The sequence below is a fragment of the Pseudomonas sp. GV085 genome, assembly GCF_003050925.1.
Taxonomy (GTDB): domain Bacteria; phylum Pseudomonadota; class Gammaproteobacteria; order Pseudomonadales; family Pseudomonadaceae; genus Aquipseudomonas.
This window is the reverse complement of record NZ_QAOV01000003.1, coordinates 91,440-103,790: the sequence shown is the minus strand read 5'-3', so window position 1 is coordinate 103,790 and position 12,351 is coordinate 91,440. Positions and strand designations below refer to the sequence as shown.

The 12,351-nt window shown below is 59.6% G+C and carries 11 protein-coding genes and 1 tRNA gene; 10 read left to right on the top strand and 2 right to left on the bottom strand.

Annotation, left to right across the window (positions count from 1 at the left end; all coding sequences use genetic code 11):
* Positions 1 to 233: 233 nt before the first annotated feature.
* Complete coding sequence (locus C8K63_RS07675; protein WP_108216180.1) at positions 234 to 1,898, bottom strand: OFA family MFS transporter; 1,665 nt, start codon at positions 1,896 to 1,898, stop codon at positions 234 to 236.
* 231 nt (positions 1,899 to 2,129) lie between these two features.
* Between C8K63_RS07675 and C8K63_RS07670 the strand changes: the two genes are divergently transcribed.
* From C8K63_RS07670 to C8K63_RS07625, 10 genes are all read left to right on the top strand, one after another.
* Positions 2,130 to 2,534: an acetyl-CoA sensor PanZ family protein gene (locus C8K63_RS07670; RefSeq protein WP_108216179.1), complete on the top strand. Its 405-nt coding sequence runs from the start codon at positions 2,130 to 2,132 to the stop codon at positions 2,532 to 2,534.
* Positions 2,535 to 2,612: 78 nt separating this feature from the next.
* Complete coding sequence (locus C8K63_RS07665) at positions 2,613 to 4,844, top strand: AsmA family protein (RefSeq protein ID WP_108216178.1); 2,232 nt, start codon at positions 2,613 to 2,615, stop codon at positions 4,842 to 4,844.
* On the top strand, positions 4,841 to 5,908 hold the full coding sequence (mutY, locus tag C8K63_RS07660; protein WP_108216177.1) for an A/G-specific adenine glycosylase: 1,068 nt from the start codon (positions 4,841 to 4,843) through the stop codon (positions 5,906 to 5,908). The genes C8K63_RS07665 and mutY overlap by 4 nt, the downstream gene beginning before the upstream one ends.
* Entirely contained in the window at positions 5,905 to 6,177 is a 273-nt protein-coding gene (locus C8K63_RS07655; RefSeq protein ID WP_007972770.1) for an oxidative damage protection protein, read from the top strand. Before mutY ends, C8K63_RS07655 begins: the two co-directional genes overlap by 4 nt.
* Positions 6,178 to 6,280: 103 nt before the next feature.
* A tRNA-Phe gene (locus C8K63_RS07650) sits at positions 6,281 to 6,356 on the top strand.
* 414 nt (positions 6,357 to 6,770) lie between these two features.
* Positions 6,771 to 7,562, top strand: a complete 792-nt coding sequence (locus C8K63_RS07645; RefSeq protein ID WP_108216176.1) for a TSUP family transporter — start codon at positions 6,771 to 6,773, stop codon at positions 7,560 to 7,562.
* 302 nt (positions 7,563 to 7,864) lie between these two features.
* Entirely contained in the window at positions 7,865 to 8,923 is a 1,059-nt protein-coding gene (locus C8K63_RS07640) for a YhcG family protein (protein ID WP_108216175.1), read from the top strand.
* 68 nt (positions 8,924 to 8,991) lie between these two features.
* The gene (locus tag C8K63_RS07635; protein WP_108216174.1) at positions 8,992 to 9,966 is read left to right on the top strand and encodes an alpha/beta fold hydrolase; all 975 of its coding nucleotides are present in this window, start codon (positions 8,992 to 8,994) and stop codon (positions 9,964 to 9,966) included.
* 36 nt (positions 9,967 to 10,002) lie between these two features.
* Positions 10,003 to 10,419: a hypothetical protein gene (locus tag C8K63_RS07630; protein WP_056725823.1), complete on the top strand. Its 417-nt coding sequence runs from the start codon at positions 10,003 to 10,005 to the stop codon at positions 10,417 to 10,419.
* Positions 10,420 to 10,425: 6 nt separating this feature from the next.
* A complete protein-coding gene (locus tag C8K63_RS07625; RefSeq protein WP_108216173.1) occupies positions 10,426 to 10,878 on the top strand; it encodes a hypothetical protein in 453 nt (150 codons plus the stop codon).
* 71 nt (positions 10,879 to 10,949) lie between these two features.
* Here the strand turns inward: C8K63_RS07625 and gabP are convergent, their stop codons facing one another.
* The gene (gene gabP, locus C8K63_RS07620) at positions 10,950 to 12,341 is read right to left on the bottom strand and encodes a GABA permease (RefSeq protein ID WP_108216172.1); all 1,392 of its coding nucleotides are present in this window, start codon (positions 12,339 to 12,341) and stop codon (positions 10,950 to 10,952) included.
* Between the last annotated feature and the right edge of the window lie 10 nt (positions 12,342 to 12,351).

Genomic DNA, 12,351 nt, shown 5'->3' with positions numbered 1-12,351 from the left:
AAGGCAGTCATTATAGGGGCGCGGGCGCCAAACAGAAACACGCGAGGTGATATCCCTGACGGAGTGAATTCGGGGGTGTTGGCGATAGACATGTCCATACAAGCCATTTCAGACACCCCAAAACAACTGTAGGAGCGAGCCTGCTCGCGATGAGGCCCTCACATTCAACATCATTGTCGACTGTCAGACCGCTATCGCGAGCAGGCTCGCTCCTACAAGGGTGATGCGTTTACTTAGTGAAACAACACCGCGGTCTTTTGCAAGGTCACCCAAACACCCCACGCCAGCGGAATGCCCACCACCAGCCACGCCGCAACCGCCAGCGGCTTGGTGCCCGGCGCGGCTTTCCACTCCAGCGACGTGCTGCTGTCAGCGCCTTTGTCGTGACCCAATGCCTGTTCGGCGGCCAGTTCGGCGTCGGTCATGAAGTACTTGTCGGCCACCGGACGCACCAGCAGGTTGCACAGGAAACCCAGCACCAGCAGGCCGGCGAGGATGTACAGGGTGATGTCGTACGCCGCTGCGCGCTCGACGCCGATGCTCAGCTGATACTCACGCAGATAGTTCACCAGCACTGGACCGAGCACGCCGGCAGCCGCCCACGCCGTCAGCAGGCGACCATGGATCGCACCGACCATTTGCGTACCGAACAGGTCCGCCAGATACGCCGGAACAGTCGCGAAACCACCGCCATACATCGACAGGATGATGCAGAACGCCGCCACGAACAGCGCGACGTTGCCCAGGTGGCCGAGGTTAGGGATCAGTGCATACAGCGCGAAGCCCAGGGCGAAGAACACGAAGTAAGTGTTTTTGCGGCCCAGGTAATCCGAGAACGAAGCCCAGAAGAAACGCCCGCCGATGTTGAACAGACTGAGCAAACCGGTGAAACCGGCAGCGATGGCAGCAATCGAAGCCAGTTGCGAAGCGTCGAGTTGGCCGAACGCCAGGTCATTGCCCAGCAACTTGCCACCGAACACTTCCTGCAACAGCGGCGACGCCATGCCGAGGATGCCGATACCGGCCGATACGTTCAGGCACAGCACCAGCCACACCAGACGGAACTGCGGCGTCTTCCAGGCCACATTCACGTGAACATTACGATGAGTGATCATTGCGTTCGAGGCTTTTTTCGCCGGGGCGGTCCAGCCTTCAGGCTTCCAGCCGGTTGGCGGGACTCGGTAGGACAATGCGCCACCGATCATGAACACGAAGTAGATCGCGGCCATCACCAGGAAGCTCTGCCACACGCCGACGCTGGTTGGCGAAGCGAAATGCCCCATCAACGCCGCCGCCAGCGGAGCACCGACCATTGCGCCGCCGCCAAAGCCCATGATCGCCATGCCGGTCGCCATGCCGCGCTTGTCCGGGAACCACTTGATCAGGGTCGACACCGGCGAAATGTAGCCCAGGCCCAGGCCGATACCGCCAATGACCCCGGAGCCGATCCACATCAGCCAGATCTGGTGGGTATACACCCCCAGCGCCGAGATCAGCAGACCACCACACCAGCACAGCGCCGATACAACACCGGCCTTGCGCGGCCCGGCATGCTCCAGCCAGCCACCCCAGATGGCGGCCGAGCAACCCAGGAAGATGAAGAACAGGGTGTAGATCCAGCCGAGCATCGAGATCGGCCAGTCACACTGGGACGAAAAGACTTGCGCGATAAAACTCATGTCTGGCGCGCAGGCCACTGGAGCGGTGATGCCCAGTGCCTTGGACAGCGGCAACCAGAACACCGAAAAGCCGTAGGCCATGCCGATGCAAAGGTGGATGGCCAACGCGGCCGGTGGCACCAGCCAGCGGTTGAAACCGGGCTTGGCGATGATCCGCTCCTTGGACAGGAACGCAGGCTGGTCGGCGCTGTAGCCGTCCGCCGTTATGCTCGTGGTCATTGTGTATCCCCCAATTATCAGTAGGGTTCGCCAGCCACGGTTCACTCCCGGCCTTGACGCACGCAGGCATGACCGTTTTTTTGGTGGAGCGCCTTGTTGTGCGACAACAGGTCGCAGAAGGACGGACGAACGGGCAAAGGTTACCATCTGCAAGTGACAGAAAAACCAAACTGACATCACCTTTTGTACGTCATCCGATCTCCATCGCTTCATGACCTCACAGGAATCACCATGCCGATCATTGTCGAGCCGCTGAACCAAGCCACTGCCCAGGATCGGCAGGATCTGCACAAGATCTACCACGACGCCCCAGACTGGCTGTTCGCGCCGTTTTCCGGGGAAGCGCAGTTGATCGAAGACTGTTTGCGCGATGGCACACTGATCGCCGGACGCTTCAATGATCGCCTGCTGGGCGCGGCCCGCTTGCAAAGGCACCAAGATGCCTGGCACTTGTCCCAAATATGTGTGCGCAAAATTACCCGTCGCCGCGGGGTTGCCGAGCGACTGGTCGCCGAAGCCCGGAAAATGGCCGAGCAATCGGGTATGACGCTGCGCTTGCTGGCGCCTGCCGGGCATCTGGAGGCGCAAGCACTGGCGGCCAAGTTGAAACTGCCGCTGGATGTACTGCCGACGTGATCGCTGACCGGCCGTCTGTTCGGGGGCGCTATACTCTTCGGCTAAATTTTGAATTCGACTAATTACAAGGACTCGCCCATGAAAGCGTTCGGCAAAATCCTGGGTCTGGTACTTCTCGGGCTGTTGCTGATCATTGTGGCGCTGGGCTTTGCCCTGACCCACCTCTTCGATCCCAACGACTACAAAGACGAGATTCGCCAGATAGCCCGCGACAAGGCCCACATCGAGCTGACGCTCAATGGCGATATCGGCTGGAGCCTGTTCCCGTGGCTGGGCCTGGAGCTGCACGACGCCAGCGTCGCGACCATGGTCAAACCGACCGAACCGTACGCCGACTTGCAGATGCTCGGCCTGTCGGTGCGCGTACTGCCGCTGCTACGCCGCGAAGTGCAGATGAGCGACGTGCGCGTCGAAGGCCTGAACCTGCGCCTGAACCGCGACAAGGACGGTCACGGCAACTGGCAAGACATCGGCAAGCTGCCGGCACCGACCAAAACCGACGCGACCAGCACCCCGCCGGCCGCTGGCGAACCTGCGCCTGAAGCCAACGTCGCGGCGGAAAAACCGCCGCAACCGATTCGCCTGGACATCGACAGCCTGACCGTGAACAACGCACGGGTTGAATACACCGATGAACGAACCGGCAAGAGCTTCAGCGCCGAAAGCATTCAGTTGAGCACCGGTGCGGTTCATGACTCCGTCAACATCCCGCTCAAGCTCACGGCTTTCCTGTCAGCCAACCAGCCGGCATTGCGAGTGCGTACCGAGCTCAACGGTGAGGTGCGCATAGCACGTGCACTGCAGCGCTATCAGCTCGAAGACATGAGGTTGTCCGGCGAAGTGACCGGCGACCCATTGCAAGGCAAGACCATGACGTTCGCCGCCCAGGGCCAGCTGGTGCTGGACAAGGCCGCCAACATCGCCGAATGGACTGGTATCAAGATCTCCGCCAACCAACTGCGGGCACTGGGTGAACTGAAGGTCAACGACCTCGACAAGACCCCACAGGTCAGCGGTGGCATCTCGATTGCCCAGTTCGACCTGGCGAAATTCGTCGACAGCGTCGGCCAGAAACTCCCGGCCATGGCCGAAGGCAGCCTGAGCAAAGTCGAGCTGGTCAGCCGATTGGCAGCGACACCGACCAGCCTGTCGCTTGACGATCTCAACCTGAAAGTCGACGACAGCACCTTCAGCGGCCATATCGCCGTCGAAGACTTCGCAAAGCAATCGTTGCGCGCAGCACTCAAGGCCGACACCTTCAACGTCGACCGTTACCTGCCGCCGAAATCCGCCGAGGCCAATAGCGCGACACAAGTGCGTCAGGCCGAAGTCGCCAGCACCGAAGCCGATGCCATGGCCGGCGCCGGCAGTACTCCGTTGCCACCTGCGCCGACCAAGGACGCGTGGAGCAGCGAGCGCCTGTTGCCAGTGGAACGCTTGAGCAAGCTCGACGTGGACGCCGACCTGAGCTTCGGCCAGTTGACCCTGCAAAAACTGCCGATCCATAACGCTGCGCTCAAGGCCACCGGCCAGGGCGGCCTGCTGACACTGGCCAACCTGCGCGGCGACCTGTACGAGGGCAGCTTCGAAACCAACGGCACGCTCGATGTACGCCAGCCGGTGCCGGCGCTGAACCTGCAGACGAAGATCAGCCGGGTACCGGCAGAAAAAATCCTCGAAAGCCAGGGCAAGAATCCGCCGGTCAAAGGCCTGGTCACGCTCAACAGCAGCCTGACCGGTAGCGGCAACAGCCAGAAAGCACTGATCGAAACCCTCAACGGCAACGCCAGTTTCGTCATCAACAATGGCGTGCTGCTCAACGCCAACCTTGAGCAACAGCTGTGCAAAGGCATCGCCACGCTCAACCGCAAAACCCTCAACGGTGAGCCGCGCGGCAAGGACACACCGTTCCAGGAGCTCAAGGGCAACCTGACCTTGCGTAACGGCGTGGCCAGCAACCCGGACCTGAAGGTGCGCATCCCCGGCATGACCGTCAACGGTGACGGTGACATCGATCTGCGAGTGCTGGGCATGGACTACCGCGTCGGCATCATCGTCGAAGGCGATACCAGCGCCATGCCGGACCCGGCCTGTCAGGTCGGCGACAAGTTTGTCGGCATCGAGTGGCCACTGCGCTGCCGCGGCCCGCTGGAGCTGGGCGCCAAGGCTTGCCGTTTGGATAACGACCGCATGAGCCAGGTCGCGTCCAAACTGGCTGGCGACAGGATCAGCGAAAAAATCGACGAGAAATGGGGCGACAAGGTCAACCCGAAACTGAAAGACGCGCTCAAGGAGCTGTTCAAGCGATGAGAGCCGAGCAGTTTTCAACGGCGGTGCTCGACTGGTTCGACCGCCACGGCCGTCACGATTTGCCCTGGCAGCAGGACATCAACCCGTATCGGGTATGGGTCTCGGAAATCATGTTGCAGCAGACCCAGGTCAGCACCGTGCTGAACTACTTCGACCGCTTCATGGCTTCGTTGCCAACGGTCGAAGCCCTGGCGGCGGCACCGGAAGACGAAGTGCTGCACCTGTGGACGGGCCTGGGTTACTACACCCGCGCGCGCAATTTGCAGAAGACCGCGAAAATCGTCGTCGAGCAGTACGGCGGCGAATTTCCCCGAGACGTGGAAAAACTCACTGATCTGCCGGGGATCGGCCTGTCCACCGCTGGCGCCATTGCCAGCATCAGCATGGGCCTGCGTGCGCCGATCCTCGACGGCAACGTCAAACGGGTGCTGGCGCGATTTACCGCACAAGAGGGCTACCCCGGCGAGCCGAAGGTGGCCAAACAGCTCTGGGCCAACGCTGAGCGCTTTACACCGCAGGCCCGCGTCAACGCCTACACCCAGGCGATGATGGACTTGGGCGCGACGCTCTGCACCCGCAGCAAACCGAGCTGCCTGCTGTGCCCGCTGGAAAAGGGCTGTGAGGCGCACATGCTCGGCCTGGAAACCCGCTACCCGATACCCAAGCCGCGCAAGGCCATCCCGCAGAAACGCACACTGATGCCGATGCTCGCCAACGGCGAGGGCGCGATCCTGCTTTACCGTCGCCCCTCCACGGGCCTGTGGGGCGGCTTGTGGAGCCTGCCGGAACTCGACGACCTCGACGACCTGCCGCATCTGGCATCGCAGCACTCGCTGGAGCTGGGCACCCAACAGGCATTACCGAGCCTGGTGCACACCTTCAGCCATTTTCAGTTATCCATCGAACCCTGGCTGGTTCAGGTCCAGGAGTCCGGCCATCACGTGGCCGAGGCTGACTGGCTCTGGTATAACCTCGCCACCCCGCCGCGCCTGGGCCTTGCCGCCCCGGTCAAAACCTTGCTCGAACGCGCGGCCGCCGTATTGAACGCAGGAGAGTCGTCATGACCCGCACCATCATGTGCCGCAAGTACAAAGAAGAATTACCAGGCCTGGAGCGCGCTCCCTTCCCGGGCGCCAAAGGCCAGGACATTTTTGACCACGTCTCGGCCAAGGCCTGGGCCGACTGGCAAAAACACCAGACCCTGCTGATCAACGAAAAACGCCTGAACATGATGAACGCCGAAGACCGCAAATATCTCCAGGGCGAGATGGACAAGTACTTCTCCGGCGAGGATTACGCCAAGGCCGAAGGCTACGTGCCGCCGTCGGAATAACCCCGATTTATCGGGGGTCGGAACGTAAGCGACGGTAATAATTAAAATTTTTTTGAAAACTTGCTTGACGACCCCCTGAAAAACCCGTTTAATGCGCCCCGTTGCCCAGATAGCTCAGTCGGTAGAGCAGGGGATTGAAAATCCCCGTGTCGGCGGTTCGATTCCGTCTCTGGGCACCAAATACCGAAAACCCTGAATCGCAAGATTCAGGGTTTTTTTATGCCTGCGATTTGTCCAGGCACTACTCGAGGCACCATCGAAGCGCCAATTCCCACCTCCTCTCGCCCCGCCAGCAAGTGCCCGTAATGGTTGCCGGGGCTGAGTCCACAAAAAATTTCAGATATTGGAAATCGGCCCTTTCTGGCAGTCTCTTGGTTTGTCGGAATACTCCGTATGCTTTAACGGAATTGGATGACATACGCTGATCATCGGTTTGCACAGAATGGGCATTTTTGGCCTGTCGAAAATTTCGTCTCCTATCGTTATTTCAGAAGACCCGTTGAGGCTGCAGGGCTGACGTTTGCCAAACGCCCTGACTGTTGAGTGGCCAGTCACACGGATGACTTGCCAATAATTGTAAAAGAGGGATTGGGATGTCTTGGGATGTAATTAGCCTATTGGCGCTCGTGGCGTTCTGCGCCGGTTTTTTTGATGCCATTGCAGGTGGGGGCGGGCTGATAACATTGCCTGCACTTTTTCTGGCTGGGATGGACCCCATCAGTGCGATTGCCACGAACAAGTTCCAGGCCGCTTCGGCAACTGTTTCGGCAACTGTAACCTTTGCTCGCAAAGGAATGATCGAGTGGCGCGAAGGCCGTTTCCTGGTTATCTGCGGATTTATTGGCGGCGCCAGTGGTGCCTTGCTGGTCAGCTCTATTGATAAACGCTATCTGGAAGTTTGCGTACCTATCATGCTGATCCTGGTAGCCATCTATTTTGCGCTCTCTCCAAAGCTGGCCAATGAAGATCGACGCAAGAGAATCGGCATTCTGCTTTTTTCGTTTAGCGTTGCGCCGATTCTTGGCTTCTACGACGGTATATTTGGCCCCGGTGTGGGCTCTTTCTTTATCGTCGGATTCGTACTGCTCTGCGGCCTGGGCATGATGCGGGCCATGAGTTTTACCAAACTTGCCAACGCCTCATGCAATCTCGGTTCTCTGTCGGTCTTTATCACCAAAGGTGTGATTATCTGGCCGGTAGCCATTGCCATGGCTTTGGCAGCCTTCGTCGGCGCTCAATTGGGTGCACGGGCCGCTGTTCGGGTCGGACCACGGCTGATCAAACCTATGTTGATCGTGGTCTGCTGCGCCTTGGCCATCAAGCTGCTGAGCGTAGAAACCAACCCTTTACGCGTTGCACTCATCCAGACACTGGCTTCGTTATGATCACCACTCGGTGATGACCGGCGCTTCCTTTTGCCTGGGATCTGACGATGCACCCACTCCACGTCGCCAGACTCTCAATCGTTACATCCTTTGGATTTCCAGTCGGAGGGAGGGGGCCCTGGATTGATTTGGCCTGAGTACGAAACGTACTACGCCACTTGCTCCTCAACCCTCACCCGGATTCAGACCCGTCCCGCCGCAGAAGCCGGTATTTCCTGCCTGTTTCTCGGTAACTCCCGGCATCTTCGAAGGGTGCTCATTTGTCATGCTCTTTCGCTGTTCAACCTGCTGCGGAAGACCTCATGACGGCCCTCACACCCAACGACACTCACGACCCACATCTGGCATCACTGCTTGGCAACCTTGGCAAATTGATCCATCAGGCACGTCAGAAGGTGCTTCGGGCGGTCGATACCGTTCAAGTGCAGACCTGTTGGCAGATCGGGCGACATATTGTCGAGTTCGAGCAGGAAGGGGCTCGGCGGGCGAGATATGGAAAGCGCTTGCTGGCCACTTTGGCGAAAGTGCTCAGTGCCGACTTCGGCAAAGGCTTTGACGAACGCAATCTGCGTTACATGCGGGATTTTTATCAAACTTTTCCAATTTGGAACGCAGTGCGTTCCGAATTGAGCTGGACCCACTACCGCCACCTGCTTCGGGTCGACAACGACAGCGCCCGCCTCTGGTACATGAACGAATCAGTCACCCAAAACTGGTCAAGCCGCGCCCTGGAACGGCAGATCAATACCTTGTATTACGAACGCCTGCTGGCGAGCCGCGATCGCGGCAGCGTCAAGCAGGAGGCCGCCACCCACATTCAAAACATGAAGGCCAGCCCTCGTGATTTCATCCGTGATCCGGTGGCACTGGAGTTTCTTGGTTTACCCAGTGCCGGCATGCTTCAGGAAAGCGAGATCGAACAAGCACTGATCGAACAACTGCTCGGCTTCTTGCTGGAGCTGGGAAAGGGCTTCGCGTTCATTGCCCGCCAGCAACGCATCGGTACCGACAGCAAAGACTTCTACATCGATCTGGTGTTCTACAACTACCTGCTCAAGTGCTTCGTCATCGTCGATATCAAGCGCGGTGAACTGACCCATCAGGATGTGGGGCAGATGGACATGTACGTGCGCATGTACGACGACCTCATACGCAGCGCGCAAGACAGCCCCACCGTCGGCATCATGCTCTGTGCGCAAAAGGATGAATCCGTGGTGCGTTACTCAGTGCAGGACGCAAACGAGCAACTGCTCGCCAGCAAGTACAAGCTTGTCTTGCCGAGTGAAGAAGAACTGCGTAACGAGCTGGATCGGCAACGGGCGGCACTTGAAGAACGACTGCTCGATCAACCACTGCGTTGAGGTGAATGGATTGTTCATCGGCGGCATCAAGACTATCGTTGGCAGCTACCCGCAAAGGTCTGACGCCGATGAATTTGCAGGACACGCCTCCACTGGCCCCCATTTCCATCGAGTTGCCGCTGCCGGATACCACCCCCGGCAAACCGTTCAAGGAAACCGCCTCGGACGGTTTCATCCTCGGTGGCTTCACCTGGCGACACCCTTCTCGGGACGCCACTCGTCCGGTCGTGATCATCAATGCCGCCACTTCGGTCCGTTGCCGCCACTACTCGCGCTTCGCCGACTACCTGTTCGCCCACGGTTTCGATGTCATCGCCTATGACTACCGCGGCATCGGCGAGTCGCGGCCGGCATCGCTCAAGGGGTTTCAAGCCTCGTGGACCGATTGGGGAGCGCTGGATTTCGAGGCGATGCTCAAGCGCGCACAGCGCGAGTTCCCAAGGCAGCCTATCGATGTGGTCGGCCACAGCTTTGGCGGCTGTGCAGCGGGCCTGGGGGCGTCGGGGCACCTGATCCGGCGCCTGGTGACGGTCGGGGCGCAATTCGCCTACTGGCGCGACTATGCGCCGGCCCATCGCTGGCGCATGTTCGGTAAGTGGCATGTGCTGATGCCATTGGTAACGATGATCTACGGCTACTTTCCGGGCAAACGCCTCGGATGGCTGGAAGACACACCCGCCGGCGTGGTCCGTGACTGGAGCTTCTCCACCGCCCGTTTCGAGAAACGCTCCAGCGGCCGCGCGATCAGCAAAACCACCGGACAGCTACCCTTTGCCGGCGTCACCGCGCAAACCCTGGCCATCAGCATCAGCGACGATCCCTACGGCACGATCCCGGCCATCGAACGCCTGCTCAGCTACTTCACCGGCAGCACAAACTCCCACTTGCGTATCCACCCTGAAGACATCGGCGAAGAAGAAGTCGGACATTTCGCCTTTTTTCGCAGCGCATACCAAGCCACACTATGGCCCATTGCATTGACCTGGCTGCAAAACGGCGAACTGACCCCCGATACCCCCGGGCGGCGAGTACCGCGCAGCTAAGTCAATTGCCCTTTCAACGAATACGGAACGATGCCCATGGCCTCCGCCAACAAGCAGCAAAAACGCGCCACCCGCGCCAAGGCCAAGGCCAAGCAGAACCGCACCCAACGGGCTGCCGCGCCGGTGGAACTGGACCCGAACGATGATCGCATCGACTTCGAATCGGTGGACCTGACCGACATGTTCAAAGAGATGATCGACGCACAAAAGATCAGCCAGCAGGCCATGTGCGCGGCCTTTCTGGAACATCCGCTTATCGCACTGGTACTGGAGCAGGAAGGTGAGGAAACAGCGACAGACTTCATCCTCGCTGCTCTGATCGAATATCGCCAATGGTCCGCTGAAACCGACGAGGCTGGCGCCCTGGCGTGGATCGAATCACCGGCCTTCCAGGCTGACTACGTGGCGGCGTCCGACGCCATTGCCGCGCAAACCCAACAGAAACCGAACTGAGTTCCCATGGCCTCCCTGAACAAGCAACAGAAACGCGCCAAGCGCGCAAAAGCCAAAGCCAAGCAAATCAATATCCACGGCCGCAAACCCGCCGCGCTGGACGATGACCTTGGCCACCTCGCCGAGCCGATCCCGGAATACACCCTGGCGATGTTCAGCAAAATGCGCGACGCGGAAGCCATCAGCCGCAACGAAATGCTCTCGGTGCTGCTGACGAACCTGGCCTTTATCATCATCGACCATCCAGAACTGCTGGACATGGAAAACGCAGACGACGAAGGCATGGCCGCCACCCACCTGGCCGCCGACATGCTGATCGACTACCGCATGTGGGCCGACGGCATGGACCGCGACACCGCCCAGGCATGGCTGAGCGAGCCGCAGTTCATTACTGACTTCAGCGCTGCGCTGGATGTCTACCGCGAGTCGCTGGAAGCACCGGAAGAAAAAGCCGAGTAAGGGTTACGACTCAAACAAAAACGGCCGCTCGTCATCACTGACAGCGGCCGTTTTGCATTACGCGGTATGGATCAATTCAGCACTACCGCGCCACGTTTTTCCAGCTTGCGACGGCGAGCCACCAGCAAGCCGGCCGCTACTACCAGGGCACTGAGCAAGCCGGTCGCGAGAATTTCCACGCGATGGGCGTCCTGGAACAACATGATGGTCAGGGCCGCGACGATGAATACGATCACCGCGTAGGTCAGGCCAGGGAACAGCCACATGCTGAAGGCGATTTTCTCCCCGCGCGCTATACGCTGCTTACGCATGCGCAGTTGCGAAATCGCGATCACCAGGTACACCAGCAGTGCGATGGCGCCGGAGCTGGCCAGCAGGAACTCGAACACGGCAGCCGGGGCCACGTAGTTGGCGAACGTTGCCAGGAACGCTGCGCCAGTGGACAACATCACTGCCCAGTAAGGCGTGCCACTTTTGTTGGTGCGCGTGGACATCGCCGGCGCATCGCCGCGCTTGCCCAGGGAAAACATCATGCGCGACGACGTGTAGAGTGCCGAGTTCAGGCAACTGGTCACAGCAACCAATACCACAATGTCGACGATGATCTTGGCGTTCGGGATGCCCATGCGCTCAAGCACGGTCTGGTAGGAACCGAGGCTGGCCAGAATCGGGTCGTTCCATGGCACCAGCGCCACAACGATGAAGATCGACACGAGGTAGAACAAGCCGATCCGCCAGATCACCGAGTTGGTGGCCTTGGAGATTTGCTTGCCTGGATCTTTCGATTCCGCGGCCGCGATGGTCACGATCTCGGTGCCCATGAAGGAGAACATGGTGGTCAGGATCGCACCCAGCACTGCGCCCATGCCGTTTGGCAGGAAGCCTTGGGTGTCGAACAGGTGCGAAACGCCGCTGACCTGGCTGCCCGGCAGGAAGCCGAAGATCGCCATGAGGCCCAGAACGATGAAGCCGATGATGGCCAACACTTTGATCAGGGCGAACCAGAACTCGAATTCACCGTAGTTCTTCACACTGAACAGGTTGGTCACGGTCAACAGCATCGTGATGACCAGGGCGAAGGCCCAGATGTCCACACCCGGGAACCAGGCATGCAGGATGGTCGCGGCGGCGTTGGCCTCCAGCGGGATGACGAGCACCCAGAACCACCAGTACAACCAGCCGATGGTGAAACCGGCCCAGTGACCGATCGCGCGGTCGGCGTAAGTCGAAAACGAGCCGGTGTCCGGAGAGGCAACGGCCATTTCGCCGAGCATGCGCATCACCAGCACCACCAACATACCGGCGGCGGCGTAAGCCAACAGAACAGCCGGACCTGCAGCAGCGATGGCGTGACCCGAGCCAACGAACAAGCCGGCGCCGATAACCCCGGCAATCGACAGCATGGTCACATGGCGCGGTTTGAGCCCCTGTTCGAGGCCATTAGAGCTTTGGGTACTGCTCATTAAAACTACC

What these genes read in the sequence shown, in the direction of transcription:
- C8K63_RS07670 (WP_108216179.1), top strand. Translation starts at nt 2,130, where the DNA reads ATGCCGATCATTGTCGAGCCGCTGAACCAAGCCACTGCCCAGGATCGG.
- C8K63_RS07630 (WP_056725823.1), top strand. Translation starts at nt 10,003, where the DNA reads ATGGCCTCCGCCAACAAGCAGCAAAAACGCGCCACCCGCGCCAAGGCC.
- C8K63_RS07675 (WP_108216180.1), bottom strand. Translation starts at nt 1,898, where the DNA reads ATGACCACGAGCATAACGGCGGACGGCTACAGCGCCGACCAGCCTGCG.
- mutY (WP_108216177.1), top strand. Translation starts at nt 4,841, where the DNA reads ATGAGAGCCGAGCAGTTTTCAACGGCGGTGCTCGACTGGTTCGACCGC.
- C8K63_RS07635 (WP_108216174.1), top strand. Translation starts at nt 8,992, where the DNA reads ATGAATTTGCAGGACACGCCTCCACTGGCCCCCATTTCCATCGAGTTG.
- C8K63_RS07640 (WP_108216175.1), top strand. Translation starts at nt 7,865, where the DNA reads ATGACGGCCCTCACACCCAACGACACTCACGACCCACATCTGGCATCA.
- gabP (WP_108216172.1), bottom strand. Translation starts at nt 12,341, where the DNA reads ATGAGCAGTACCCAAAGCTCTAATGGCCTCGAACAGGGGCTCAAACCG.
- C8K63_RS07625 (WP_108216173.1), top strand. Translation starts at nt 10,426, where the DNA reads ATGGCCTCCCTGAACAAGCAACAGAAACGCGCCAAGCGCGCAAAAGCC.
- C8K63_RS07645 (WP_108216176.1), top strand. Translation starts at nt 6,771, where the DNA reads ATGTCTTGGGATGTAATTAGCCTATTGGCGCTCGTGGCGTTCTGCGCC.
- C8K63_RS07655 (WP_007972770.1), top strand. Translation starts at nt 5,905, where the DNA reads ATGACCCGCACCATCATGTGCCGCAAGTACAAAGAAGAATTACCAGGC.
- C8K63_RS07665 (WP_108216178.1), top strand. Translation starts at nt 2,613, where the DNA reads ATGAAAGCGTTCGGCAAAATCCTGGGTCTGGTACTTCTCGGGCTGTTG.